At 43.7% G+C, this 26,465-nt stretch carries 24 protein-coding genes and 1 riboswitch; of the genes, 4 read left to right on the top strand and 20 right to left on the bottom strand.

Annotated elements, in window-relative coordinates:
- Positions 1-9 precede the first annotated feature (9 nt).
- From tatA to B5X77_RS04400, 9 genes are all read right to left on the bottom strand, one after another.
- Positions 10-210, bottom strand: coding sequence for a twin-arginine translocase TatA/TatE family subunit (gene tatA, locus B5X77_RS04440; RefSeq protein WP_079505480.1), 201 nt, complete (start codon positions 208-210; stop codon positions 10-12).
- 399 nt (positions 211-609) lie between these two features.
- Positions 610-1,581 (bottom strand): nuclease-related domain-containing protein, encoded by a 972-nt coding sequence (locus tag B5X77_RS04435; protein ID WP_176167231.1) that lies wholly within the window; start codon positions 1,579-1,581, stop codon positions 610-612.
- A gap of 239 nt (positions 1,582-1,820) precedes the next feature.
- Positions 1,821-3,161, bottom strand: a complete 1,341-nt coding sequence (locus tag B5X77_RS04430) for a sigma-54-dependent transcriptional regulator (RefSeq protein WP_079505476.1) — start codon at positions 3,159-3,161, stop codon at positions 1,821-1,823.
- Between the two features lie 36 nt (positions 3,162-3,197).
- On the bottom strand, positions 3,198-5,291 hold the full coding sequence (locus tag B5X77_RS04425) for an ATP-binding protein (RefSeq protein ID WP_079505474.1): 2,094 nt from the start codon (positions 5,289-5,291) through the stop codon (positions 3,198-3,200).
- On the bottom strand, positions 5,288-6,295 hold the full coding sequence (locus B5X77_RS04420) for an ABC transporter substrate-binding protein (RefSeq protein ID WP_079505472.1): 1,008 nt from the start codon (positions 6,293-6,295) through the stop codon (positions 5,288-5,290). The genes B5X77_RS04425 and B5X77_RS04420 overlap by 4 nt, the downstream gene beginning before the upstream one ends.
- Positions 6,296-6,427: 132 nt before the next feature.
- Positions 6,428-7,324: a phosphogluconate dehydrogenase (NAD(+)-dependent, decarboxylating) gene (gene gnd / locus B5X77_RS04415; RefSeq protein ID WP_079505467.1), complete on the bottom strand. Its 897-nt coding sequence runs from the start codon at positions 7,322-7,324 to the stop codon at positions 6,428-6,430.
- Positions 7,325-7,443: 119 nt separating this feature from the next.
- A complete protein-coding gene (locus B5X77_RS04410) occupies positions 7,444-8,304 on the bottom strand; it encodes a MurR/RpiR family transcriptional regulator (RefSeq protein WP_079505465.1) in 861 nt (286 codons plus the stop codon).
- A gap of 129 nt (positions 8,305-8,433) precedes the next feature.
- Positions 8,434-9,183 carry a type I methionyl aminopeptidase gene (gene map / locus B5X77_RS04405; RefSeq protein ID WP_079505463.1) on the bottom strand — a complete coding sequence of 250 codons (750 nt, stop codon included), beginning with the start codon at positions 9,181-9,183 and terminating at the stop codon, positions 8,434-8,436.
- 382 nt (positions 9,184-9,565) lie between these two features.
- Positions 9,566-10,081 carry a type 1 glutamine amidotransferase domain-containing protein gene (locus tag B5X77_RS04400; protein ID WP_079505461.1) on the bottom strand — a complete coding sequence of 172 codons (516 nt, stop codon included), beginning with the start codon at positions 10,079-10,081 and terminating at the stop codon, positions 9,566-9,568.
- 204 nt (positions 10,082-10,285) lie between these two features.
- On the opposite strand from B5X77_RS04400, the gene B5X77_RS04395 reads away from it, so the two are divergent.
- A complete protein-coding gene (locus tag B5X77_RS04395; RefSeq protein WP_257391721.1) occupies positions 10,286-10,561 on the top strand; it encodes a late competence development ComFB family protein in 276 nt (91 codons plus the stop codon).
- Positions 10,562-10,618: 57 nt separating this feature from the next.
- Here the strand turns inward: B5X77_RS04395 and treR are convergent, their stop codons facing one another.
- Positions 10,619-11,377: a trehalose operon repressor gene (gene treR / locus B5X77_RS04390; RefSeq protein WP_306807286.1), complete on the bottom strand. Its 759-nt coding sequence runs from the start codon at positions 11,375-11,377 to the stop codon at positions 10,619-10,621.
- A gap of 249 nt (positions 11,378-11,626) precedes the next feature.
- Between treR and B5X77_RS04385 the strand changes: the two genes are divergently transcribed.
- A complete protein-coding gene (locus B5X77_RS04385) occupies positions 11,627-11,947 on the top strand; it encodes a helix-turn-helix domain-containing protein (protein ID WP_079505459.1) in 321 nt (106 codons plus the stop codon).
- A gap of 93 nt (positions 11,948-12,040) precedes the next feature.
- On the opposite strand, the gene B5X77_RS04380 is transcribed toward B5X77_RS04385, so the two are convergent.
- From B5X77_RS04380 to motA, 6 genes are all read right to left on the bottom strand, one after another.
- Positions 12,041-12,172 (bottom strand): anti-repressor SinI family protein, encoded by a 132-nt coding sequence (locus B5X77_RS04380; protein WP_079505457.1) that lies wholly within the window; start codon positions 12,170-12,172, stop codon positions 12,041-12,043.
- A gap of 29 nt (positions 12,173-12,201) precedes the next feature.
- Positions 12,202-12,288: riboswitch (cyclic di-GMP riboswitch) on the bottom strand.
- 960 nt (positions 12,289-13,248) lie between these two features.
- Positions 13,249-13,425, bottom strand: coding sequence for a pseudouridine-5'-phosphate glycosidase (locus B5X77_RS23550; RefSeq protein WP_218970300.1), 177 nt, complete (start codon positions 13,423-13,425; stop codon positions 13,249-13,251).
- A 29-nt stretch (positions 13,426-13,454) separates the two neighbouring features.
- Positions 13,455-14,552 (bottom strand): carbohydrate kinase, encoded by a 1,098-nt coding sequence (locus B5X77_RS04375; RefSeq protein WP_079505455.1) that lies wholly within the window; start codon positions 14,550-14,552, stop codon positions 13,455-13,457.
- 568 nt (positions 14,553-15,120) lie between these two features.
- On the bottom strand, positions 15,121-16,335 hold the full coding sequence (locus B5X77_RS04370; protein ID WP_079505453.1) for an MDR family MFS transporter: 1,215 nt from the start codon (positions 16,333-16,335) through the stop codon (positions 15,121-15,123).
- Between the two features lie 117 nt (positions 16,336-16,452).
- Complete coding sequence (gene motB / locus B5X77_RS04365) at positions 16,453-17,226, bottom strand: flagellar motor protein MotB (protein ID WP_079505451.1); 774 nt, start codon at positions 17,224-17,226, stop codon at positions 16,453-16,455.
- Positions 17,219-18,013, bottom strand: a complete 795-nt coding sequence (gene motA / locus B5X77_RS04360) for a flagellar motor stator protein MotA (RefSeq protein ID WP_079505449.1) — start codon at positions 18,011-18,013, stop codon at positions 17,219-17,221. Before motA ends, motB begins: the two co-directional genes overlap by 8 nt.
- Before the next feature lie 209 nt (positions 18,014-18,222).
- On the opposite strand from motA, the gene B5X77_RS04355 reads away from it, so the two are divergent.
- The gene (locus B5X77_RS04355; RefSeq protein ID WP_079505447.1) at positions 18,223-19,704 is read left to right on the top strand and encodes a methyl-accepting chemotaxis protein; all 1,482 of its coding nucleotides are present in this window, start codon (positions 18,223-18,225) and stop codon (positions 19,702-19,704) included.
- A 108-nt stretch (positions 19,705-19,812) separates the two neighbouring features.
- Here the strand turns inward: B5X77_RS04355 and B5X77_RS04350 are convergent, their stop codons facing one another.
- Complete coding sequence (locus tag B5X77_RS04350; RefSeq protein ID WP_079505445.1) at positions 19,813-20,187, bottom strand: DnaJ family domain-containing protein; 375 nt, start codon at positions 20,185-20,187, stop codon at positions 19,813-19,815.
- Positions 20,188-20,360: 173 nt separating this feature from the next.
- Here B5X77_RS04350 and B5X77_RS04345 point away from each other — a divergent pair, with 173 nt between their 5' ends.
- Positions 20,361-22,172, top strand: a complete 1,812-nt coding sequence (locus B5X77_RS04345; RefSeq protein WP_079505443.1) for a solute:sodium symporter family transporter — start codon at positions 20,361-20,363, stop codon at positions 22,170-22,172.
- Between the two features lie 1,115 nt (positions 22,173-23,287).
- On the opposite strand, the gene cydB is transcribed toward B5X77_RS04345, so the two are convergent.
- From cydB to B5X77_RS04330, 3 genes are all read right to left on the bottom strand, one after another.
- Complete coding sequence (cydB, locus tag B5X77_RS04340) at positions 23,288-24,316, bottom strand: cytochrome d ubiquinol oxidase subunit II (RefSeq protein ID WP_079505441.1); 1,029 nt, start codon at positions 24,314-24,316, stop codon at positions 23,288-23,290.
- Positions 24,306-25,658 carry a cytochrome ubiquinol oxidase subunit I gene (locus tag B5X77_RS04335; RefSeq protein WP_079505439.1) on the bottom strand — a complete coding sequence of 451 codons (1,353 nt, stop codon included), beginning with the start codon at positions 25,656-25,658 and terminating at the stop codon, positions 24,306-24,308. The genes cydB and B5X77_RS04335 overlap by 11 nt, the downstream gene beginning before the upstream one ends.
- A gap of 177 nt (positions 25,659-25,835) precedes the next feature.
- Positions 25,836-26,447, bottom strand: a complete 612-nt coding sequence (locus B5X77_RS04330) for a peroxiredoxin (protein WP_257391720.1) — start codon at positions 26,445-26,447, stop codon at positions 25,836-25,838.
- Positions 26,448-26,465 lie beyond the last annotated feature (18 nt).

The raw sequence follows: 26,465 nt of genomic DNA, 5'->3' as shown, positions 1-26,465 counted from the left end.
TTTATGCGTTTAGATTTCTTTTTTGATTTCCTTGATGTCATCCGCGATATCATCGGTAATATCACTTGTCAGCTCACGAGTCGATTTCTTGAATTCCTTCAGCGTCTGGCCGAACGCCCTGCCGATTTCAGGCAGCTTCTTCGGGCCAAAGATGATCAACGCTAGGGTGAGGATTAAAATCAAACCTGGAATACCGATATTGGATAGCATAATGCCACATCCTTTGTTTTTATTTGCTTTATTTATAATGCAAGCTGCGTGCCAACTTTTTTGGCATGTAGTGTTTTTGGGTGATTGTGTGCTGCGAACCCTTATGGGAGTAAGGCGGCGAGGTTCGTGACACTTCTGTGAACGCGAAAAAGCGGCTGAAATCGAATTTTTGATTCGGGTTCAGCCGCCGGTATTGTGTCATTTTGTCATGGTGCTGCAATTTTGGCACGTGACATTTTGGCATAGTGTGCAGCAATGGCAAGGAGCACAGGAATGGCATGGTGCGAATGATTGGCATGGCGTGCGGGTATGACATGGCGTGCAATATGCGCAATTTTGCGTTTGATGGAATTTTGTTTGCAGGAGGATTTCATAGAATGTTTTTAATAGGTAATATGTTTAATCCCATAAAGAAAAGGTTTTACCTGGGGTGTAGGTTCTTCCTTTCAACTCACCGGAAGTGTTTAAATCCAGCTTTGAGAGCATTCTGCGGGTCTGGTGAATTGAGGAGATTCCGAGGAAATCTCTCAATTGGCTGTTAGTAGCAGAATGTCCATAAAGGAGAAAGTAATCTTTTAATGCAGCAACATGGGCATCTTTTGAAGTAAAGCCGCATTTCCTGCATCCCCACTGGCTATGCAGCCTTTCCATGCCAATTGCATGGCAGGCTGGGCACTCAACCCCTTTCTGGAGTTCACTATAAGGAAGTTCTTTTAGATTCGGAAGGTAAGGCGTATGTTTTCTTAATAGAAGCTTGACAATTTTCTTTAAATCGGGATCTGTAAGTATCTCTTTTTGATATTTTTCTAGATATGGGACGATTTTATAAAAGATGCCTGGTGACTTGAATACCCTTTGGCTAACTTCATTACTTTGAGTAGGGTTTTTGATCAGGGCTTGGGAATTGGTGATGGCAACTAGCGGTTCAAAAGGAGGAGAAGAAAATTGATGGCTTTTTAGAAAAGCTTTGAGTTGGCGTGCTTGTATTTTCGTCTGGAGAATAGGATCAGGGTATACTTTTTCATTTCCATTTAGATATTGAATCATTTGATTGAATTCAGGGTAAAATTCCAGTGTTCCGGCATAATACTTGGAATCAACAGGTATGATTAAGGAATTGGAGATTAATAGGGTGTCAATCTGGAAGTGAGTATCATTATAGGGAATTCTTAAGTCATGCAGAATGGTCAGTTTTGAGTGGTCGATTTGTGATATATGGTAATCTAATTCTTTTTCACCTTTATATCCTGCTCGTTTCAGCGATAGTTTGTTCTCGAATTCTGCTTTTCGCGGATGATTAAGTGGTAATCGTTTTAAAATGGCCTCATAAATTATAATTTCTCTTGGTATCAATCTATTTTTCGCTATCAAAAGCTTCCCTCCTACTATGTAATTCTCTAAATCATTCGATATCTATGCTTAAATTACCTTCTAATTTATTTGTGAACTTTATAATGGCGGAGTTCACAATTTTATTGGCGATAATTTAATTTTATTGGCGAAAATAATTTTTTATTGGCGATTTCACCTCATTTATTGGCGAAAATCAAAGTTTATTGGCGAACTGGAAATTCCCCGTGATTTTTTCCAGTTCGCCGCCCATATCGAAACTACTCTTTCAACCCAAATTGATCGATTTTACGATAAAGGTTCCGGACACTGATGCCTAACACATCTGCTGCTTTTGTTTTGTTCCAGTTCATCTGCTTCAAGGCGTTTTCGATGTGTACTTTTTCGACTTCTTCCAGAGAGCATAACGGAGAAGTCGGCACTTCTGCGTAAGAATTTGTTTTAACAGCCTGAGGCAAAAGCAGATCATCCGCTTCGATCATACTTCCTTTCGATAACAGCACGCCTCGTTCGATCAAGTGGCTGAGCTCCCGGACATTTCCCGGAAAATCATACCCTTCCAACGCGGAAACTGCTCCAGCAGACAGCTGCTTCGATGGCGCTTTTGTCCTACCAATAAAATAATCTATTAACGCAGGAAGGTCACCCTTCCGTTCGCGCAGCGGCGGGATTGTCAGCTTTACGACATTCAGCCTGTAATAAAGGTCCTCGCGGAAGCGTCCTTCGGCGACTTCTTTTTCCATGTCGCGGTTTGTGGCAGCGACGACGCGGACACGGACATGGCGCTCACGGACATCGCCGACGCGGCGGAATTCGCCTGTTTCCAGGAAGCGCAGCAATTTCACCTGAAGCGGGAGCGGCATTTCTCCGAGCTCATCCAAGAATAGTGTGCCGCCTTTCGCTGCTTCAACCAGGCCCTTCTTGTCCTGACTCGCTCCGGTAAAAGCACCGCGGGCGTGTCCGAACAGTTCGCTTTCCAGCAGGTGTTCAGGCAATGCGCCAGAGTTGACCGGGACAAAAGGTTCCTCGGCACGGCAGCTCCAATAATGGAGGGCCTTCGCGAATAGCTCCTTGCCTGTGCCGCTTTCACCCTCGATCAGGACAGGGACATCACTGTCGGCAATGCGCCGGGTCATCGCCAGCACCTCCTTAAAATTGGCACTGTCACCAATAATACTGAATTCATTATGCTGGGCGATGATTTTTTTCATCGAGTCATTCTTCTCTTTAAGCGTTTTATTTTCAGCAGCCTTGCCAATCGTCAGTTCCAACTCTGATAGATTATAAGGCTTGGTGATGTAATCAAAAGCGCCAACCTTCATCGCTTCGATTGCCGTATCAATCGTCCCATGGCCAGTCAGGATCAGCACTTCGATATCGGGCTGGATTTTCTTTGTTTCTTTTAACAACTCGATGCCATCCATCCTCGGCAGCCTGATATCATAGACGCCAATGTCGTATTCATTCTTTTTCACAAGTTCAAGGGCGTCCTCTGCCGTACCTGCACTGTCTACGTCAAACCCCTTTCGCTTCAGCCTCCTCACCAAAAGTTCAAGCAAATCCAGTTCATCGTCAACGACCAACAATCTTGTTGCAGACATTGTATTCCACCTCCACTTTTTCTAATGCTGTATTCCTCACCCATTTGTATTTTCCGGTTTCGCCAAACGTTCTGCGGGCAGCTGTATTTCGACTGTCGTTCCTTCCAATGGCTTGCTGTCTATCATGATATTGCCGCCGAATTGCTGGATGATGCCGTAGCATACGGATAATCCCAGGCCGGTGCCTTTGCCGATTGGCTTTGTCGTGAAGAATGGATCGAAAAGTTTATCCATAGCTTCCGCGGGAATTCCATGGCCGCGGTCGGTCACTTGGATTGAAACAGTTTCACTGTCAGTAACGGTTGCTGAAATGACCAGTTTTCCTTCACTTTCCATCGCATCGACTGCGTTATTGATCAGATTGACGATTACCTGCATCAGCTTAAGGCCATCTCCGGTCACCATCGGCAGCTCCTCAGCAACTCGCAGTTCAAGCTGAATCCGTTGTTTTTTCAGCTGATGTTCGACCAGGCTGATGCTGTTTTCGATAATTTCCCTGATACGAATATGCTCATTTGTCCAATCATTTTTCCTTGAAAAATTGAGCAGATTCCCGGTGATCCGTTTGCAGCGCTCGGTATTTTCCTTGATTTTACGGAGATAATGTTCCATCTCTTCTTCATCGAGATCCTCATCCCCGGCCTGTATCCTGTCAATCAAATCTTCAGCGTATACATTAATGGTCGCCAGGGGATTGTTGACTTCATGGGCGAAGCTTGACGCCATGATTCCGAGAGCGCTCAATTTATCGGTCTGGATCATCGTTTCTTCCATTTGCTTTTGCTCGGTGATATCCTCAAGCACAACGAGGAATTCGCCCTCTTCCTCAATCGCGTGGTTAAGCGGGAACACTCTGTGCCTGAAAATCCGCTCGCCAGTGGCACCGTCCTTGAATTTCATGACTTCATCGGCTATTTTATCAAGGCCGGGACATGTAATCGGGCAGTTCAGGCATGGCGTGTTTTCACCGCCAATCACGGCGTAACAAGGCAGCGTAAGCCGGTCCTCTTTAAGCCACCCTTTTAAAATCGGGTTCATCCAGGTAATCTGATATTCTTTCGTCACAAGAGCCAGCCCTGCACCAATCCCGTTAACAACCACATCAAGCCTTTCCTTCTCCTGCTCAAGCAGCCTTGATTTTTCAAGCAGTTCCTTGCTCATCTCGTTGAAGGAACCTGCCAGTTTTCCGAGCTCATCTGTTCGCTTCATTTTCACAGGGATGATTTTTTGTCCCTGCTTCAATTTGTTCATTTCACGGTCAATCGTGACAATTGGCTTTGTAAAATAAAGCCCTGCCCAGACGCTGATTAAACTGACCGTAAGAATCATCAATGCAACCGCTCCTATGCCGCTTTGGAGCATTCTATTGATTGGGGCAAAAGCTGTTGTTTTCGGCTGCTCCATTACGAGCACCCAGTTCAAATAGTCAATTTGTGCCTTAACCCCAATCTCATCCTGGCCTGCGGACGTTTGCTTTTGCCAGAGCTTGCTGTAATCCTGGTGGGCAATGATCCGTTCTTTATCATCAAGTAAATATATATAGGAAGAATGGTCCTGACGCATCGAAGAAATTTTCCCGATGATTTTCTGGAGCTGAATCACGACCCCAATCGCTTTCTTACTATCTTTTTCATAAAAAGGGATCGCCAGCTTCATGACAGGCTGGCCGTACTGGTTGAATTCCACCTGGCCATAGACTCTGTCGCGGGATTGCAGCTGAAACCACATATCATCGGTAAACCACCGTTCCATATCTCCGGCAATGTTAAGTTCGTAACGGGATATCCTTTTTTCAACAAAGCCCTTATCATCCGCGATGATTACTTCCTCAATCGATTCGCTTTGCTGCAGGAGCTCATACAAGGCGCTTTGTTCTTTATTCAACAGATTAAGAGAAGCGAGGACCTGGATTCGCTGGAATGTCTGGCTGAATTCGTATTGGATTTCCCGCGATAGGTTCTCCAGCACCAGATGCTGTTTTTCCAGGATCCTCGTTTCCAGATCTGATTTTACAAAAGAGTAGTAATACAGGCTGAGCAGCAGCAGGGGAATGGTTGACATCACCACTCCGAATACCAGGACCTTATTCCGGATTGTCTGGGAATGGATCATATCCAATAAAGTTTTCATCGCTGCCGCCCCCCTTGCACTTCTGGGTGGATCAGGTCCGCGATATGAAGCAAATCCTGGTTATAAGTGAGTCCGAGTGAATCCTTTGTCTGCTGATTGACTACAAATCGAATGCCATCAGGCAGTTCAACTGGCAAATCGCCCGGTTTATTTCCCTGAAGAATCAGTGAGACAAACCTGGAAGCCTGGTAACCCTGTGAATAAAAACTTGAGCCGTAACTGGCAAGCAGGCCTTTTTCAGCTTCAAAATCATAGAGTCCCATAGCCGGGATTTTCTTCTCCGTTGTCAGCCTGACTATTTCATCGGTAAGCGATTCAATCCTGAAGCTGGAAAGGATGAGGATGCCCTCCTTCTCAGCATCTAATGCCCATAATGTTTTCAAGCATTCCTTCGAGCTTGCATCACATGGGGAAATATCCACACCTAATTCCCCGGCTGCCTTCCTGGTTTCTTCCAGGCTCAATTTGCTGACCACAATTTTGCTGTCATAAATTACATGCACCCTTTCAATAGCCGGTACAAGTGTTGTAAGCATCTCGAGGCGTTTGCCTGAGATACTCGCATGATAATTATTTATCCCGGTAAACATTCCCCCGGGAGACTTGTAATCTTTAATCAAACCCAGTTCCTTTGGCGCTGCAAGACCGGCAAAAACAACCGGAATCTCAATGTTTTTCTTATCCATTTTTTCTTTTAGACGAAGGGATTCGATTCCGCCAAGCGTCACAATCAGGTCTGGTTCAACTTTTAGCAGCTGATCGATCTGCTGATCCATCAGTTCTTCATCATCATGTGAGTTCTTTACTATAAAATGTATGTTCTTGGGGCTGTAACCCAGATCCTTTAACCCGGCTTCCAGGCCAGTGAACTTCTCATAGCGGTTCTCGCCAATCATCAGAACGCCAACTTGAACCGACTCTTCCCCTTTCACACCAAGGAAAGCGTATATTATTGCCGAAACGGCAACCGTCGTCAGGAAAAAGAAATACCACTTAGTTTTCACGTTTCGAGCCCCCATCCTCCGTCTTTATTACCACTATAACGGAAAAAGCAACGTAGCCATCTTGCCAAAAAGGATAATTTTATGAACATAAAAAAGGCTCTCCTCATCTCGAGGAGAGCCTAAACTTTAGTCTTATTTTCTTTCGACCGCATGGCCGCCAAATTCATTCCTTAATGCTGCGACTACTTTTCCGGTAAAAGTATCGTCTTCCAGTGAGCGGTAACGCATCATTAGTGACAGTGCGATGACTGGTGCTGCTGTTTGCAGATCCAGTGCTGTTTCGACTGTCCATTTCCCTTCTCCAGATGAATGCATGACGCCTTTGATGCTCTCAAGCTTCGGCTCCTTGGAGAAGGCGTTTTCCATCAATTCCATCAGCCAGCTGCGGATGACAGAACCGTGATTCCATACGCGTGAAACTTCTTTGTAGTCATAATCGAATGGGCTTTTTTCAAGAATCTCAAAGCCTTCAGCGATTGCCTGCATCATACCATACTCAATACCATTATGGACCATTTTCAAAAAGTGGCCGCTGCCAACTTTGCCTGTGTACAGGTATCCTTTTTCAATGGAAATGTCCTTGAAGATTGGTTCCACATGAGCAAAAATCTCTGCGTCGCCGCCAATCATCGTGCATGCACCATTGCGTGCGCCTTCCATTCCGCCGCTTGTCCCAACGTCCATGAAGTGGATTCCTGCGGCTGATAGTTTTTCTGCGCGCCTTAACGTATCCTTGTAGTTTGAATTCCCGCCATCAATCAGGATGTCGCCTTCTTCCAGCACTGGGGCGAATTTTTCGATCACCTGGTCAATCAATTCACCAGCAGGAATCATCAGCCAGATAACACGCGGCTTTGGCAGCATATTTACCATTGCCTGATAATCAGCTGCGATTTCAGCGCCTTCTGATTTGATTTTCTGCATTGCTTCCTCGTTTATATCGTTCGCTACAACCTCATGGCCGTTTTCCATCAGATTCAATACCAAGTTATAACCCATCTTGCCAAGGCCAACCATTCCTAGTTTCACTTAGATGCACTCCTTCTTATAAGTAGAATTAAACCTCTATTGTGATTACGATTTTATAAACCAATAGTATCAAATATTTTTTCATATGTATATGAATATCATGAAAATTATTTTCACCACTACACTCTTTTGATTGAAATTGCTTCCCTGATCTTTTGCAGATTACCAAGTGTTTGTTCTTGCGTGCGGACGGATACAGCGACGTGAAGCACGTCAATCAGGCTTAACTGGACCAGTCTTGATGACAATGCCTCCGACCGGAAAAGCGTTTCGCGTGAAGTTGTATAAAGAACGTAATCCGCTTCCTTTGATAAAGGTGACTTATAATGGCCAGTGATTGCAATAGTCGCGGCTCCGTTAGTTTTGGCAATTTTCAATGCCTCTATAACGTCTTTATTGCTGCCGCTATGCGAAATGCCAACAGCTGCCTGCCCTGGACCGAGCAGTGCTGCGGAAATGATTTGCTGGTGTCCGTCACTATGGGCATTGCAATGGACGCCTGTCCGCAAAAATTTATGATAGGCATCAAGCGCGATTGCCGATGAACCGCCAGATCCATAGAAATCAATTCGGCTGGCATTGCCAAGTACCTCGATGATACTCTCAAGCACTGTGGCATCCAGCAGATTAAGTGTTTCTTTCATCGCTTCAATATGCCCGGCGAATACTTTTTCCGCAAGTGTAACGGTTTCATCTTCCTCTTTTATTTCTTCATGGATATTCTTGATTGGTTCAACTAATTCACTTGCGAGGGCGATTTTAAAAGCCTGATATCCCCTGAAGCCAAGTCGCTTGCAAAACCGGAAAATGGTTGCTTCTGCCACAGAGGCGTATTCGGCAAACTCGGTGATCGAAAGATGGATGATTTCCTGAGTGTTCTTCAATATGTAATCGGCGACCGCCTTCTCTTTTGATGAAAGCGATGAGTAGATAGCTTTTATTTTAACGATGACATTTTGTCCATTCAGTTCACTGGCCATTTTTTTGCCCCCTTTTTGACCATTTTATTTTACCAAAAGATTTTCAAAGTTATTGAGGGAAGATGAAAATTTTTTTCATAATCGATAAAAATATCGAGCCAAACTTCCGTTTAGCCCGATGCGTTTAATTTACTCCTGATCCGTCAGAATAATTGGACCGTCCTTGGTGATCGCGATAGTGTGCTCATACTGGGCAGAAAGTGTGCCGTCAACCGTTCTTGCTGTCCACTTGTTTGAATCCATTTTGGTAGGCCATTCTCCGATATTGACCATCGGTTCGATGGTGAATACCATGCCTTCTTTTAGCCTAGGCCCTTTGCCTGGCAGGCCGTAGTGCGGGATATCCGGCTTTTCATGAATCACTGAGCCGATGCCGTGGCCGATGAATTCGCGCACAACCGAAAACCCTTCAGCTTCCACATAGGACTGGATTGCATGGCCAATGTCACCAACCCGGTTGCCTGGAACGGATACAGCAATTCCCCGGTATAAGGCCTCTTTCGTCACATCCAGCAGCTTCTGCGACTCTTCGCTTATATTCCCAACGGCATAGCTCCAGGCCGAATCAGCGAGGGCACCATTCAGGTTGACAACCATATCGATAGTAACAATATCACCGTCATTCAGCGCCTCTTTGCGCGGAAATCCGTGGCATACTTCATCATTGATGCTGGCACAGGTTGCATATTGATAGTCCCGGTAGCCCTTCTGCTGCGGTGTGGCCCCATGTTTTTTCAGGTAGTCTTCTACAAACTCATCAATTTCCCAGGTCGTCACTCCAGGCTTAATAATTTTGCGGATCTCTTTATGCACAGAAGCAAGCAATTTTCCTGCTTCCTTCATATTTTCAATTTCTCGTTTTGATTTTAAAACAATCATTCCGTCATCTCCCTGATTCTTTTCATCCTCCATATTATCTTATACGTAAAATTCCGCAAAATGAACCAGTTCAATACAAGGTAAAAGGAAAATAGCCTGGGAATGCCACCTTTCTTGGTCTTACATCCCAAAACCAATCTCATCTTACCATCTTTATAGCCACTGTTTTACTTTTATAGAGACTTTTTTATTTTTATAGCGAATTTTTCTTTTTTATAGCGAGTTTCAACTTTTTATAGCGAAATTCAACTTTTTATAGCGAATTTCACCTTTTTATAGCGAGTTTATCGTTTTTATAGCGAATTGGAAATTAAGCGTGTTTTTTTCCAGTTCTACACACAGTAAAAAACCCTCCCGCTCTTAAGCAGGAGGGGTTCAGTCTTTATTTTAACAAGTTCAGTGCTTCGCGGTTGAATGCAGGAATATCTTTTGGCTCCCGGCTAGTCACCAGCTGGTTGCTGCAAACGACGACTTCCTTGTCCGCGTATTTTGCCCCGGCGTATTCCATGTCCACACGGATTGATTTATAGCCTGTTGCATCTCTTCCTTCTAGTGTCTTGGCGGTCAACAGAAGCTGTGGGCCATGGCAAATCGCAAACACGGGCTTCTTCTCATCCATGAACGACTTGGCGAATTTTACGAATTGTTCATCCCCGCGAAGCTGGTCCGGAGAAAAACCGCCAGGAATGAACAATGCATCGAAATCTTCCGGTCTTACTTGATCGATGCTTTCATCAATTTTTACCTCGGCTTTGCCCTGCTTGCCTTTTACTGTCTTCCCCTTTTCTTTTTCGATGGTCATAACCTCATGTCCTGCTTCTGCAAAAGCACGGGCAGGCTCGAGGTATTCTGAGTCTTCAAATAGGTCCGTTATTAAACAAGCAATTTTTTTAGCCATTGATATAACATCTCCCTTTTATAAATTCTCCACTATTAAATCTTCCCTGTCTGCAGCCTGTAAAACATTGAATCACACTTCCACTTTTTAGAATAAAAAAGTGAAAAAAGACCTATCTTAAGCCAATGGAGAAAAAATCATTTTATATTTTCGCCATTACTCTATAATTTAATTTAGGACATCAATAGGGAGAGAAGGAGCATCATGAAATTTGGTTATGTCAATGTAATGGAAGAAGTGGTTTCCACTCTTGTCAATGTGCTGATGATGAGCCCGGATTATCAGACATTCTGCAATTGCCAGAAGTGCCGGGATGATATCATCGCGATTAGCCTGAACACTCTTCCAAGTCACTATGTCACTACTGAAGATGGCCGCAAAATGGTCTTTGAACAGCTTAACACCCAGGAAAACAGGACCTGGATCAATAAAAGGATCATCAGTGCCATCCATCTAGTTGGTAAATATCCAAAGCATTAATAAAGCTGCCTATTGAATGGCCTCGTAATCCAGGCCCATTTAATGGCAGCTTCTTTTTTAAATCGACTGTGTATCCATACGTCTCGCAAAATCCACAAACCGGAACTTGTCGGGACGGTGCCTTGATTCCGTATACTGAAACAGGGTCGCATCATCAAAGTAAATATAGTTTTTAACGATGACAATGGCATGGAAACCTTCCATATCCAGCAGTTCCAAATCTTCTGCACTTGGTTTTTCAACTGTGAATTCCTTTTTTGCAAAACTGATTTTTTTCTCCAGTTCCTTCTCGATATACTCGAAAATGGAATTCTCACATTTCTGGCGTGACAGCCCTGGCACATGCCTTTCGACGATAAAGTCTTTATCGAGAATGACTCGCTCTTCATCAATATGCCTTACTCTCTTCACCTTCCAGACCATCTCATTATTCTCAACATTTAATTCTCTGCCGATATCCCGTCCTGCCTGCTCGAGAGTGAACTCTTCCACCGTTGTCCGCGCGGTGCCGCCCATATTTTCCGCAAGCTCTTTAAAACTGATCAATCCGGAAATCGGAAACTGGTGCCTTTTTAAATCCAGCACGAGAGAGCCTTTGCCGCGAATCTTTTGGATGAAGCCATTTTGCGCAAGCATGTTCAGCGCTTTGCGAATGGTTTCCCGTGATGTTCTATACATATCGGCGAATTCATTCTCTGATGGTAAGATCGTTTTAGCCGGATAATGCCCATCCTGGATTTGTTTAGCGATTTCTTCATAAATCAATAAATACTTCTTCTGCATATCATCACCCGTAACTTGTCTGATTGCTATCATTTTACCTTTTTTTCAATTAAAAGAATATAGCAGACTATCGTGTTTGAATACAATAAAGATTTCACACTAAATTGCCGATAATTATAGTGACTATTTTTTTCCCAACCTGCCGGGGATAGTTTTTTTAAAAAAATACCGTAAAAATCGAAAAGATTGATTATAATTGTTCTGTAAGCTGTTCTCAATATGGAACTATTTTATCAGATTTGTTATGATATAACTATAAATTGATAAGGTGTGTGGATAACAGTGATTGGTGAACGCGTCAAAAAACTTCGACAAGAAAAAAGAATGTCCCTATCCGAATTGGCAGAACAGGCTGGCGTAGCTAAGTCCTATTTAAGCTCGCTGGAACGGAATCTGCAAACAAATCCTTCTATTCAATTTTTAGAAAAGATTGCTGGAGTCCTGAATGTGCCAGTTGATCAATTAATTCATGAACAAGTCGACAAGGAAAATATGGATTCCGAATGGGTTAATCTTGTTAAAGAAGCAATGGATTCCGGAATCAGCAAAGACCAGTTCCGCGAATTTCTAGAGTTTAATAAATGGAGAATCAGCAATAAATAACTTCAAGGACAGCATATTGCCTGTCCTTTTTTTACGCAAATAAAAAGCACCTCCCTAAGAGCTGCTCAATATTATTATTTCTATGTAGAAAACTTATAATTGCCCGCTAGACTGCATTAAAAACTCTCTGATTTCCTCTTTATTAATTCCCATTTCCAATGCTTCCAATATAAGCTGCATCCATTCTGTATCCAATTCTTCGAAAATTACCTGCTCTTTAATCAAGTTCTTCCCCCCAAAATACAGTTAGTATCCCAGGCGGCCCGGCCATCATAGTACGTTTGTACCTTAGATCCGTGACTTTGCGTCCTGATTTTTCAATCAGTTTGCCTTTATCTGTATCTTTTTGCTTAATCTTTTACTCCTAAAGTCATTGTACATTGTTCTATATATTTAACATGTAATTATTTGTCGGCTGTATCACATCGATTTCCTAGCTTATATTCCAAATAATTACAAAATCACAATCTCACGCTTTACTTTTCTGAAAATTCCAACCAATCAGCGGAGGTTTTTTGTCATATTATCTCCCTTATTGTTGAACTCTTTTTTAGGATTCACCCCCATAAATCTGAAGATAGTGCTTTGGACTGCGAAGATGGTGAAAAGGTCAGCCTTTTCCTACGGGAAGTTATGACTGCTTTTTCTAGGCTGATGGCATCGAAAAATGGATACCTTGTCAGATCTTGACCACAGATCGGACATATCCATTCCCCTTGTTCACTGCTGCTAAACGATGGACGGTTGCATCTATCACAGTTTTTCCTGTACATCACCATCCGCCTCCTTTATATTATTTGTTCCACATCTTTATTCGAGTATAGTTCATAGGAATCATTTCTGAAAAATTCGATAATAAGGCAAATTTTCTTAAAAAAGAACATTTTTCGTTCTTTTTTAAGAAAATACTGCCGTTTTCTCACTTTCTTGTGTTTTTTAAAGAATACTAATGTTCGTTATAATGAATTAAAACAACCATATGATGATTGGAAAAGGAATCCAAAGACTAAGGCTCGAAAGAAACTTATCGAACTTTCTCTAAAAGCAGAGGTTTCCAAGTCATGCCTCAGCTATATCGAGAGAGGAGAAGACTTGATGGGACAGCAGACAACCAAATCAGAGAAGATTCTGGTTGATGAGGCAATTAAAAATGGAATCAGTAAAGACTACCTTCTCCTACTACCTTGATTTCACGAAATTTTAAAAATGAATATTACTATAAAGTACAATCCGAAAGGGCTCATTAGACCTAATATAAGTATCCTAAACAAAAAAAATCAGCCTTAAAGGCTGATTTCCTGCTAGGAAAGGCTGGCGGCAATCTTTGCTCCCGCACTTCCATTGTTTTTGACAAGCGCGATATTGGCGACTAGGCTTTTCCCTTTCGCTAGTCCTGGTATAAATGCTGGCAGTGAATCGGTCCCAAAGCCTGCAAGAGGTATGCCCGGGTTTCCAGATACTCGAGCGAGAGTATTCAATCCTGTTTTCCAGCATGCTGTACCTCGCCTTATTTAAAGTTTTGTTTAAATGTTTCTAGCAATTGTTGATTATTCAAAATCGGATTGACTGTTTCGATTGACTGCAATGTAAGTATGGAACAGGCCATTCCAATCTTGCAGGCATCCTCAGTCTGGATGCGGTTCAGATGGGCATAAATGATACCGGCCACCAGCGAATCACCGGCTCCCGTTACATCGATGATAGAAATCGCCGGAGGAATCAGTACGCCTGCTTCTCCTTTTTCAGTAAAGTAAATCAGTCCTTTATCACCGCGGCTGATGACAACCTTTTCAACGCCTTTATGTATGATTGTTTCGGCCGCTCTGAAAAAGTCCCCTTCTGTTTCAATCTTGATCCCTGAAATGGCTTCAGCTTCATCCTTATTTGCAATCAGCCATGTAACCCCCAGCAGGTCATGAGGCAACTTCTTCGCTTTTGGAGATGACACTGGCGTGATACAAAGCTGGATGTTTTCCTTACGGCATCGCTCGATGATCCGATTGAGCACATCAGCAGGAAAGTTGGTATCCAGCATGATGAAATCCGAGGAAGCAAAGTAACTCCATTTGCGATCGATGAATTCAGGAGTAATAGAATCATAGAGTGACATTTCCGCTAAAGCGACAGTCATCTCACCCTCCTGATCCAGCACAGCCGTATATGTTCCAGTAGAATGTCCCTTTAGGATTTCTGACGGAGCGACATCGGCGAAAGCCCTAGTGTATTCCATCAGCCAGTGTCCTTCGTGGTCTTCACCTACGGCCGTCAGCACACTGACACCGCTTCCAAGCCTGCCCAGGTTCTCGGCTATATTCCTGGCAACCCCTCCACAGGACTTTGAACTCTCAGCCGGGTTAGAAGTACCCAGTTCCAGCACCCCTTTTGACCATATTTTGCGGTCGATATTAGCGCCACCTACACATAATACCTGCCGTTGCTCTGGTAAAACATATGCTCTCCCCACGATCTTTCCCTGCTTCATTAAGGAGGAAATATAGCCAGCAACTCTGTCACCCGGTAAATCTGCCTTTGCGGCAAGATCAAAATGTGAAATGAACGGATCCTCTTTGATCAGCTTTAAAATAAGGGCCTCTTTTTCGTTCATGCAGCGCACCTCGCTATTTCCAGAATATAGCTTACCAATTAAATCTTATACCTTTGTCCGAATATACACAATACTATTAAAATTTAGTTCCAATTATTAAATGAGGCAGCCATTGATAATAGTAAAACTGTTAAAATTCCTTACTTTTTCCCCACGCATGTGTGGAAATCTTGGAATCTATGTTGAGAACTTTGAAGTTAATACATATCGTGCAATGAGAGCGGAAAATATTCAGAATAGTCAAATTTAATTGTGTCTATTTTGTGACAAATACAATATAATGTAAGTAATATGTAAACCTTATAATTCAGAGGGGGTTATGGACATGACTATTGTTCATATACTGAACTTCTCCATTCCAATCATTATGATGTTAGTCATCGGCGCTGCGATCGATAAAATGTGCCAGCCAGACATGCCGGGTAAGGAAACCGAGTAAAATTTAATCGGTTTCCTTTTTTATGCTTCGATTCTTCCTGGGATTTTTTTAAGTTCGCTATTTTATCTAATAAAGTGCCTATAAACACAAAAGAGAGCAAGATTCTCCATGGAATCTTGCTCTCTTTTGTTAACTTTTCATTACTGATGGTGCTGTTTTTACAAAAATTCTGTTACCCTGGATGAAAAAAAGGATACTTCCAAGCACTGCGAAAGAAACAAAAGTAAATAAGATCGTCCCTCCTGCTTCTTTCAGTAAAAAACCACCGACAATCGGTCCCAGAAAATGGCCGATCCTCCGGAACTGCGCCGCTCCAAAGTACGTTCCCCTTAGTTCATCTGTTGCAAGCTGGTCAACAAGATAACTGCTTGATGGAAAGATAAGTATTTCTCCTATGGTTATGAAGATAATCGCTATTATGCAAGTGTACCAGCCAGTCACAAATCCAAATGTCAGCATTCCCAATGAGAGGAAAACCGCACCGGCCATCATCACCTGCATCGTCTTGAACTTTTCTGCGATGTGGCTGATTGGCATTTGCAGCAAGACAACCATCACTGCATTGATCGAAAGCATCACGGAATAGACAAGCACCCCATTTGCAATAGATGATTCTAGATATTGCGGTACATTGGATTCCATTTGTGAATAGCCAAAATTAATGATGATTGTTCCCAGTATCAAATATCTTAAGGCTTTATCTTTGCTGATGATTTTTAATGAACTGGCGAATGTTACTTTTGAACCTTCACCCACCGGGTTGCCCAGATTGTATTTCTTCATCATCAATGACAGTATGAGGACATAAATGAAATACATGATTCCTGTTACCATGAAAGCTGATTTAGCTGAAACGACAGCCAGATAGGCACCGAGTAACGGGCCGACAGAAGCTCCGATATTGATAGCCGTATATCTTAGTGAAAATGCCCTCATACGCTTGCTTTTTTCTGTTAAATCGGCAATCAGCGCCTGGCCGGTCGGTTCAAAAAATGAGCCGCTCAAGCCATTCAGTGCATTCAGGACAATGAACCATCCCGGGGTCTCAGCAATCATGAAGCCAAAATAGACAAGCGACATCGCAAACAACGAACCAATCATCACCGGCTTGCGGCCGTATTTGTCTGATAAATGGCCGCCAAGGAAGCCGCCAATCACTCCAGACAATGGACTGATTCCAATCGTGATCCCGATCAATACTGGATGCAGATCCAGATTCCTAGAAAGATAGATGGCCAGAAATGGCAATGTTGCAAAAGCGGATCCCCTTGCAAGAACAGTACCGCCCAGGAGCACCCAGACAATCGGGTGGAATTGCTTATAATAGCCTTTTAGTTTATTCATTTCTTTTTACCTCGGAAATTAAGATTCCTAAATCATAGCAAATAACCAAAATTATGAAAATACCCAAAATATTTTTTCAACAAAAAACTGCTGCCATTTTGCCTGGCAGCAGTTTGTTTATTGTCCCGGATTATTGCTTGTCCGCGGAAGAATTAAAATTTCTACCCGGCGGTTCCTTGCCTTGCCTTCTGTGGTGTCATTGGTAGCTACTGGCTGAAACTCCCCAAATCCTTTGGCACTGAACCAGCGAGGATCAAGCTGTTCATTTTTCAAAATGATCTTCATGAATTCAACGGCTCTCATGACACTCAGTTCCCAATTCGATTCATATCTCGCGGTCCTGATCGGCACATTATCTGTATGCCCGCTGATGATAATATTCCGGGGAGGCTCCATAACCAGCAAGTCCGCAATTTCATTTGCGATATTGGTATCTGTAGCCCGGACCTCTGCCCTGCCTGATTCAAAGAGGACATTGTCCCGAATTGTCAGCAGCAGTCCCTCATCGGTAAGTTTTGTATTGAGTTTATCTGTCAGTTTTTTTTCTTCTATATAGGAATTGACCTTCTGCTGGATGGCCAGAAGCTCCATCTGATCTTTGGCAGTATCAGTCGTTTCCTTATCATTCTTTTCAACGTCTTCTTTACGTTCATCAGGCGATTCCATCTGGCCTTCGGGCATCGGGCTCTGGAAGTCGAACACCCCTGTCCCTCCTGTGAAAACATCATTGAATGCCTTTGACATCTGCTGAAACTTAACGGCATCTACTGAACTCATTGCGAACAGGACGATAAACAATGCCAGCAGGAGAGTGAGCAGATCCGCATATGGAATCAGCCAGGATTCGTCCATATGATCCTCATGATGCTTCTTTTTCCTTTTCTTACTCATCCTGGGCCACGACGCTTTCTTCAAGTATCAGCTTCCGTTCCCCAGCTGGCAGATAGGAAGCGAGCTTTTGTTCAATCACCCGCGGTGCTTCCCCCTCAAGGATGGAAAGAATACCTTCAATCATCATGTATTTCACTTGCGCTTCCTGTTTGGATTTGCGCTTCAATTTATTGGCGAATGGGTGCCATAAAACATAACCAGTGAAGATCCCCAATAATGTTGCAACGAAGGCAGCACTGATTGCTCTGCCAAGCTCGTCTGTATTGTCCATATGACTCAACGCCGCAATCAGGCCAACTACTGCACCCAGAACCCCTAAAGTTGGTGCATAAGTGCCAGCCTGGGTGAAAATCGCGGCACCTGATAAGTGGCGTTCCTCCATCGCTTCAACCTCTTCAGTTAAAACATCCCTGATATAATCAGCACTCTGGCCATCAACAGCAAGCGATAAGCCATTTTTCAAAAACTCATCATCCACTTCACTCGTTTTCGCCTCAAGCGCAAGCAACCCTTCTTTACGGGCAAGCTGGGCCCATTCAGAAAACAAACGAATTAATGAAGGTAAATCTGCACTTTCTTGTTCTTTAAATAAAATTTTAAACAGCTTGGGTACTTTCTTCAGTTCATTTGCGGGAAAGGCGATTGTCACCGCCGCAACAGTACCCACCACTATGATTAAGATCGCTGCGGGGTTGGCAAGGGCACTCGGGCTGACACCTTTGAACACCATCCCGACTCCTACCGCAATGATTGCTAATATGACACCAATAATTGACGACTTATCCATGTACGACTCCCCTGTCTGCTTTGCTTTAACTTCTATCTCTAATTCGTGACTGTCATAATATCTCTTTTTATTTCGACATATTTTTATAAATCTTAAGTAATTTAACTGAAATGAGGACCAAAAAATAATTTTTCGCCTGCCATTAAGTTTGTGATTTTTTATGCCGATATAACATATGTAAAGACATTTACCATCTAAGGGGGATTAACGTGGAGGCTATTGAAAATCTCCGCAGACAGGATACGAAAAAGAAGAACATCTTAATGCTCAGTACTTATTCGGTATCCCTGATCGCGACATCTGTTTATACCATTATTGAAAAGGAAACAATGCTCAAAACAATGGTATATGTAAGTGAATTATCATTTTTTGTTCTGTTCTTTCTAATCTTCCAGCTATGGCTTAAGAAGGAAGCCTTATTCCCTTATGCCGCTTTTGCTGCTATCTTCATCCACCATTTCTTTTATATCGGAATGTTTGGAGGGAACGGGGCGTTTTTGCTGGTTCTGTTATTTCTGGCCGTCTTCTCCGCCATCCATTTCAACCTGAAGGTCTTTATTACCGGCTACAGTCTTGGGTTGGCGGCAGTGGTCATGAATACCTTGCTTGCCACAGAGAATCAGGATTTTTTAAGCAGCACCTTCGCGGCAATCCTGCTCTGTTATATTTTGCTTGGCGCAGTGCTATTCGTGTTGATTCGCTTAAACAGCAATGCGTTTAAATCACTGGAAGCTTTTCTAGCAGAATCGGAAAATGAAAAAGCCCGTAAGGAACAGCATAGCGCCCTGCTCCATAGCGAGCTGCTTGTCGTAACAGAGAGTCTTGGCAAAATCAATGAACAAATCCAGACCCATCTGTCTTCACAAACAGAAATGAAAATCGCTGTAAATGAAATTTCTGCCGGAAGCCAGGTGCAGACTGAACAGATCAACCAAATTTCCGAGAATGCCGAGATGACTAAGCAAAGAATGGACGAAATGTCTGATATGTCAGTCTTGCTCTCTGAAAATACCTTACAGGCTGCCAAAGCTTCCGAAAGCGGTTCTGTTAAGATTGGCGAGCTTCAGGGCGATATGAAGGAGCTGGCGGCTTCGATATCCGAACTGAGCCAGACCTTCTCCATGCTGACAAAAAAAATCGAAGAAACGAATGGATTCATCGTCAACATCCGCAATATCACCGAGCAAACGAATCTGCTTGCCCTTAACGCATCAATTGAAGCCGCACGCGCCGGCGAAGCTGGAAAGGGCTTCTCGGTAGTAGCCAATGAGATTCGCAAGCTTGCCGAAATGACAAAGGAAACCGCCATTCAGATTACTGAGAACCTTACTTCTGTAAATGAAACAAACTCAGCTGCACTGGAAAAAATGAACGACAGCAGTGAAAAGCTCGAAGAAAGCCGTTCTGCGGTTGAGGAAGTTTCCGGATTCTTCGGAGAAGTCAGCAGTACTCTTCGCGAACTGACCACTCAATTCGGCCAATTCGAATTAACGGTCAGTGATGTCATGAATCAGACAGGTGATGTCGAAGCATCCACACGTGAGCTGGCTGCGATTATCGAGCAGGCCACCGCGGGCCTCGAGGAAATGAACGCAACAATTGAAACATTGAATGATGATAATCAGACAATAGCAGCTTACGTCAGCCAGACAGCGGGTGCTGCTGAAAAAATCAAGACACTAGGGGCGTAACCAAAAAAAACGCATAGCCCCTGGTAAGATCGATAAGCTGAACAGGACTTTTCACATGAACTTCTAAACATTTAAGGGCCAGGCGGGAATTCCCGCCTGGCCCTTTATTTATAATAGTTTCTTTTCAATCTTCCGCTCGTAATTTTTAAATATAGAAGAATTTGTCCTGGCACCCCTGCTGGACATGATTTTATTGTACTTTAGCAATTTTGCACTGAGTTCCTGGTTCAGCCTGGTTTTCTCTTCCGGGTTTTCACAAGTTCGGATCAGGTCTTCGATTGACATAACTTCCTGCCTTAGCCTTTGTTCTTCTGGAGAAAAACCAGCATTTTTCAGCATCTTGTAAGCCATTCTTAATTCTTCCGGAACTGCTGATAAATCTTCCAGATTCAACGGTTTTCCGTAGCCAGGCAAGTTTTCAAACTCACCGTCTTTATAGGCACGCTTGATACGGTCTTCCGATATTATCATTGAAAAATCCATCTGAACCACTCCCGTCCATTAAATTCAACATTGCTACTATCAGTATATAACTTTCATCCATTTTTTTCTAATTAAAATATTTGGAAATAATATTTTATTGCGTTAAAGGTTTAGAGAGGCAGCAAGGAGGTTATTAAATAGGGAAAAAATTACACATCAAGGGGTGTCAAAAAATGAATTTTGGGGGAATTGGATTCACGCTCGTATCGGCTGCCTTTTTCATGGGTCTGGTAGCCTGGTATTCTTATGTAAAAACGAAAGGCGAAGTCAGTGATTCAGCTGGCTATTTCCTGGCTGGCAGGGGTCTGACAGGAGGTTTTATCGCTGGTTCACTGCTGCTTACCAATCTTTCCGCAGAACAACTGGTCGGTTTGAATGGACAAGCCTACAGAACAAACTTATCCAACATGGCCTGGGAGGTCACTGCCGCTTTCTCAATCATAATCATGGCTACATACTTGCTTCCAAAATACCTTGGTGGAAATTTCACCACCCTTCCCGAGTTTTTAAGCAAACGGTTTGATGAAGGGGTAAGACAATACACTGTATTTCTGTTCATGCTGGGGTACATATTCGTTACTGCACCGTCCATGCTTTATTCAGGAGCTCTTGCGGTCCTGCAGCTTTTCAATGTCCCTGAGCTATTTGGCATTTCTTATGAAGCATCGGTATGGATCGTCATCTGGATCATCGGGATCATAGGAGCCATCTATGCTATTTTCGGAGGTCTGAAAGCAGTGGCTATTTCAGATACCTTGAATGGTGTTGGCTTGATCATCATCGGACTGCTTGTTCCGGTACTCGGCCTGATTGCCCTTGGTGACGGCAATATCGGTGATGGAATGAAACAAATCGCGACAACCAATACCGAAAAAATGAACTCTATAGGGACGAAGCAGGACTCCGTGCCATTTGGGACTATTTTTACTGGGATGATTTTTGCCAATCTTTTCTATTGGGCGTCAAATCAGTATGTGATCCAGAGAACTCTCGGCGCAAAGAGTCTCGCAGAAGGCCAAAAGGGTGTATTAATCACTGGTTTTTACAAGCTGCTTGTACCGCTGACGATGATGATTCCAGGTGTCATTGCCTTCCATATGTATGGAGACGGCTTAAAGTCCGTTGATCTAGCCTATCCGGCGTTGATTTCCGATGTCCTTCCGACATGGATGTCAGGCTTCTTCCTGGCAGTCCTGCTGGGCGCTGTATTGAGCTCTTTCAATTCTTTATTGAACAGCGCGGCTACTATGTTCGCACTCGATATCTATAAAGCCCGCTACAACCCAGAAGCAGATGACGCGAAGTTGATTTCCGTAAGCAAAATCTCCGGAACGCTGCTGGCGGTCATTTCATTATGTATAGCACCGCTTTTGATGAACGCGCCTGAAGGATTATGGGATCTGATCAGAAGATTCACAGGCTTTTTCAATATTCCGATCATCGCCATCCTGCTTGTCGGCATCTTCTCGAAACGCGTACCGTCACTTGCAGCAAAAGTCGTGATAATCTTCCACGTTATTGCATATTATATGATGGTCTGGGGTACACAGCATCTTTTCGACTATACTGTTCCCATCCACTTCATCCATATATACGCAATCCTATTCGTGGTAGAAGTCGCGATTATGCTCGCATTCGGGATCTGGAAACCAAGAGCGACACCATATACCTTCCGTTCAGAAGCAGCCGTTAATATGGTGCCATGGAAATACACATTACCTGTATCAGTGATCCTGCTTGCACTCGTTGCTATTATCTATGTTGTATTCTCACCGATTGGGTTAGCTTACTCAGGAGGTTATGTCTCCGCAGCCTTTTGGCCAACCATCGCAGCTATACTTGCGGTCACGATTATTTTGTCCATTGTCACCATAAAAAAATGGAACAGATCGTATGCCAGCTACCTGAAAAAAGAAAATACAGTTTTTGAAAAAAACGTTGGCACTAAGGCAAAAATAAAAATTACCCTTACCGACCTATCATAGAAATGAGACCTATTAGAGTGAATCTAATAGGTCTTTTATTTGGCTGTTGTTAGTTTATGACCTTTAGTTAAGTCTTCTCAGGAGGGAGGATTTATTCCCGCCAAAGGTTATCTTTATATGGTGGATTTTCTTGCTATAAGGGTACCGTTCCCGCCTAATGTGATCCTTATGTGAAGAGATTCCTCGCCATAAGGGTGTCGTTCTCTCCTAATGACACCCTTATGCGGCGGGTTTTCTCGCTATAAGGGTGCCGTTTTCCCCTAATGACACCCTTATCTGACGACATTTTTCACCATAAGGGTGCCGTTCTCCCCTAATGACACCCTTATGTGACAACATTCCTCGACATAAGGGTACCGTTCTCCCCTAATGACACCCTTATCTGACGACATTCCTCACCATAAGGGTGCCGTTCTCCCCTAATAACACCCTTATGTGACGACATTCCTCGCCATAAGGGTGTCGTTCTCTCCTAATGTGATCCTTATGTGACGTGATTCCTCACCATAAGGGTGCCGTTTTCCCCTAATGACACCCTTATGCGACGACATTCCTCACCATAAGGGTGCCGTTCTCCCTTAATAACACCCTTATCTGACGACATTCCTCGCCATAAGGGTGCCGTCTCTCCTAATACGACCCTTATCTGACGACATTCCTCGCCATAAGGGTGTCGTTCTCTCCTAATGTGATCCTTATGTGACGTGATTCCTCACCATAAGGGTGCCGTTTTCCCCTAATGACACCCTTATGTGACGACATTCCTCGCCATAAGGGTGTCGTTCTCTCCTAATGACACCCTTATGCGACGACATTCCTCACCATAAGGGTGCCGTTCTCCCTTAATAACACCCTTATCTGACGACATTCCTCGCCATAAGGGTGCCGTTCTCCCCTATTGACACCCTTATGTGACAATATTCCTCGCCATAAGGGTGCCGTTCTCCCCTATTGACACCCTTATGTGACGACATTCCTCGCCACAAGGGTGCCGTTCTCTCCTAATGACACCCTTATGCGACGACATTCCTCGCCATAAGGGTGCCGTCTCTCCTAATACGACCCTTATGTCATGAAATTCCTCGCTATAAGAATTCCGTTCTCCCCTAACTCTCTTATTGGTATCCTTTTGCGCTTTCTTTTAGGATTTTGTCCTTGAATAGTGTGTAGCTCCATATTTGATAGGCAATGATGATTGGCACGAAGATGAGCGCGACGATGAACATGATGGTCAGGTTCAGCTTGCTTCCTGCGGCGTCATATAGGCTGACACTATAGGCGCTGTCTATTCTTGATGGCAGCATGTTCGGGAACATGCCAATGAACCCGAATGCCATTTTGGTGAAAATGGTCACACATACTGCAGTAAAGGCATAGCCAATTTTCTTTTTAAAAATAAAGTACGCGGAGGAAAGCATGGCTGTCAATGCCAGAGCAGGTACCATCCAGAGAATTGGATTATGTGAGTAGTTATCGAGCAATGGTGTGCGGTTCACAGTTGCCAGGAAGAATAGGGACAGCATCGCAGGCGCCACTCCTGCCAAAAAGCGTGAAAGCCTATGGGCTCTTACTGCCGTTTGTCCTGCAGTCTTTATCTGAATCCATAATGAACCGGATAGCAGGAATAAAGAGACAAATAATAATCCTCCTAAAATTCCGTAGCCATTGAGAAGGCTAAACAGATTTCCCTCATAGCCATCGGCTCCAATCAACAGGCCTCTGTACAGATTTGCGAATGTCACACCAAACAAGAAGGCGATCAGGAAGCTTCCCGCAAAAAAAGCCCATTTACACGCTGCCTGCCAGATTGGATTGTCATCCTTATGCATGAATTCAAGACCAATGGCCCTTATGAACAGGGCAATCAATACGAGAAATAACGGCGTGTATAAAAAGCTGAACATGTCCGCATAGACGGCCGGAAATGCTGCGAATGTTGCTCCTCCCGCTGTAATAAGCCATACCTCGTTCCCGCCCCAGAACGGGCCGACTGCTTCCTGCAGCTGATTTCGTTCCTGCCGGTTTTTTGTAATGAACGGGAATAGCATCCCTGTTCCAAGCGCATATCCATCAAGGATAAAGTAAACCGTCCAGATCAAGCCCCAGAGCCCGAACCAAATAATCGCCAGTGTATCATGAGACATGCTTCACGCCCCCTCCAAGACCATATTTAACCTCTGATTCCGGCCCTTTTTTCGCATACTTAATGATCAAATAAACATCCGCAATCAGCAGGACAGTATAGAAAATGACAAGTGCTGCAAGCGAGAAAACCACCTGGGATACAGCTAATGGAGATACCCCTTCGGAAGTCTTCATTAGCCCGTAGACAACCCATGGCTGTCTGCCCGCTTCTGCTACCATCCAGCCTGCATTGATGGCAATGTATGGGAGGAGTACAGAGTAAAGGACGAGCTTCAAATATCTTGGGGAGTTCTCGAGTTTATTTTTTCGATATAGATAAAGGCCATACCATGAGACAGCAAGAAAAAAGACACCAAGCGCAACCATGACCCTGAATGCATAAAATACCAGTTCCACGTTAGGCCGTTCATCCGCGGGTATATCCCTCAGGCCAGTTACTTCGCCTTTGAAGGAGTTAGTATAAAAGAAGCTTCCGAGCTTTGGTATGCTGATTGCCTCAAAAGCATTGCGCTCATTTTCCTGATCGGGTATCTGAATAAGATGAAAAGGCATCTCTTTCTGTGTCTCCCATACTGCTTCCATTGCCGCACCTTTTGCCGGCTGCATTTTTGCCGCAAACACCCCGGATTGGTGTCCGATGAATGGAGTTAAAGTGGCAGAGAACAATGCCATAGCCAGTCCATATTTAAACGATTTTTTATAAAAAGCCGTTTCATTTTTGCGCAGCAAGTGGTACGCGCTGATGGCCATCATGAAAAAAGCCCCGACAATATAAGCACTTATGACAGTATGTACGAACATGTACCATGCATATGGATTCGTGACGAGCTCTGAAAAGCTGTTCAACTCCACACGGCCATTCTTCAGGACGTAGCCTACCGGATTTTGCATGAATCCATTTGCAGTGATAATCCAGAGAGCAGAAATATTGGTCCCGAGGGCGACCATCCAGATGGAAATTGCCCGCATCTTGGGTGAGAACTTATCCTTGCCGAACAGCCAGATGCCCATGAAGGTGGATTCAAGAAAAAAAGCGGCCAGAGCTTCAATCGCAAGCGGCGAGCCAAAGATATCTCCCATATACTTCGAATACTCAGACCAGTTCGTCCCAAATTGAAACTCCATCGTAATGCCAGTGATGACACCAAGAACAAAATTGATCGCAAACAGCTTTCCCCAGTAATCCGCCATCATTTTATAAGTCTGGTCTAGTGTCCGTGCATACTTGGTCTCCATGATGGCGACAAGGATGACCAATCCAAGCGTCAACGGAACAAACAAAAAATGATAAAACACAGTTACAGCAAACTGGATCCGGCTTAAAATCAAGACCTCATCCATTTTTGGTTCCTCCCAAATTTTTAGTTTGTGAAACAATTAACATAGTCCTGATTCTATTTTAAAAAAACTTTGTGAGTGATATCGAAGATTTTTGTAGATTTTCTGTGACATTTTTTCTTGATTTTGTGATGCGTATCACAGACAAAAAATAGGCCCTGTAATCAGGACCTGCAGCAATTAAATATTCCCTATATTTGATGGATTCGTACTGACACCTGGCTGACCGGGTACCCAGTTTGCCGGTACACTCTTACCAGTTTGTTTTGCATAATCAAGGGCCTGGAGGATTCTCAGATGTTCGGGGAGATTTCGGCCAACATTACCAGGATAAGTAAGCTTTACCCTGATGATCCCTTCCGGATCGATGAACACGGATGTCCTGAAGCAAGCACCACTTGCAGCATCAAGAACCCTGTATGCCCGGCTGATGACCTGTGTTCTGTCACTGACCATTGGGTACGTCACATTTTTCAAGGAAGGCGATGTTTGTTTAAACACCCTGTGGCTGTATACACTGTCCGTGCTAATCGACATCAAATCTGCACCCAGAGCCTTAATATAAGGGTAAATAGCGGCGACCGCCGCCAGTTCTGTAGGTCAAACGAAAGTGAAATTGCTTGGGTAGAAAAATAAAATCACCCACTTTCCCCGATAATCCTCCAGATTAATCTTTTTGATATCCCCATTTATCAAGGCATCTGCCGTAAATAACGGAGCCTGATCGTCTCGGTTTGCACAAAAAACAGTCGGGCACTCCACTAAATCTTCAGCATAAAGTTTTTCATCCATAACAGCGCCCTCCTTTCT

Source organism: Mesobacillus jeotgali (genome assembly GCF_900166585.1).
Lineage (GTDB): Bacteria > Bacillota > Bacilli > Bacillales > Cytobacillaceae > Mesobacillus > Mesobacillus jeotgali_A.
The sequence above is the reverse complement of the archived record's forward strand: the minus strand, read 5'-3'. Positions and strand labels throughout refer to the sequence as shown.

Bases quoted from the DNA above. Each gene is read 5' to 3' on its own strand.
- B5X77_RS04345 (WP_079505443.1), top strand. From the start codon at position 20,361: ATGAATTTTGGGGGAATTGGATTCACGCTCGTATCGGCTGCCTTTTTC.
- B5X77_RS04430 (WP_079505476.1), bottom strand. From the start codon at position 3,161: ATGTCTGCAACAAGATTGTTGGTCGTTGACGATGAACTGGATTTGCTT.
- B5X77_RS04350 (WP_079505445.1), bottom strand. From the start codon at position 20,187: ATGGATTTTTCAATGATAATATCGGAAGACCGTATCAAGCGTGCCTAT.
- motB (WP_079505451.1), bottom strand. From the start codon at position 17,226: ATGAGTAAGAAAAGGAAAAAGAAGCATCATGAGGATCATATGGACGAA.
- B5X77_RS04400 (WP_079505461.1), bottom strand. From the start codon at position 10,081: ATGGCTAAAAAAATTGCTTGTTTAATAACGGACCTATTTGAAGACTCA.
- B5X77_RS04410 (WP_079505465.1), bottom strand. From the start codon at position 8,304: ATGGCCAGTGAACTGAATGGACAAAATGTCATCGTTAAAATAAAAGCT.
- treR (WP_306807286.1), bottom strand. From the start codon at position 11,377: ATGATAGCAATCAGACAAGTTACGGGTGATGATATGCAGAAGAAGTAT.
- B5X77_RS04425 (WP_079505474.1), bottom strand. From the start codon at position 5,291: ATGAAAACTTTATTGGATATGATCCATTCCCAGACAATCCGGAATAAG.
- B5X77_RS04375 (WP_079505455.1), bottom strand. From the start codon at position 14,552: ATGAACGAAAAAGAGGCCCTTATTTTAAAGCTGATCAAAGAGGATCCG.
- tatA (WP_079505480.1), bottom strand. From the start codon at position 210: ATGCTATCCAATATCGGTATTCCAGGTTTGATTTTAATCCTCACCCTA.
- B5X77_RS04335 (WP_079505439.1), bottom strand. From the start codon at position 25,658: ATGGATGAGGTCTTGATTTTAAGCCGGATCCAGTTTGCTGTAACTGTG.
- B5X77_RS04395 (WP_257391721.1), top strand. From the start codon at position 10,286: ATGAAATTTGGTTATGTCAATGTAATGGAAGAAGTGGTTTCCACTCTT.
- map (WP_079505463.1), bottom strand. From the start codon at position 9,183: ATGATTGTTTTAAAATCAAAACGAGAAATTGAAAATATGAAGGAAGCA.
- cydB (WP_079505441.1), bottom strand. From the start codon at position 24,316: ATGTCTCATGATACACTGGCGATTATTTGGTTCGGGCTCTGGGGCTTG.
- motA (WP_079505449.1), bottom strand. From the start codon at position 18,013: ATGGATAAGTCGTCAATTATTGGTGTCATATTAGCAATCATTGCGGTA.
- B5X77_RS04370 (WP_079505453.1), bottom strand. From the start codon at position 16,335: ATGAATAAACTAAAAGGCTATTATAAGCAATTCCACCCGATTGTCTGG.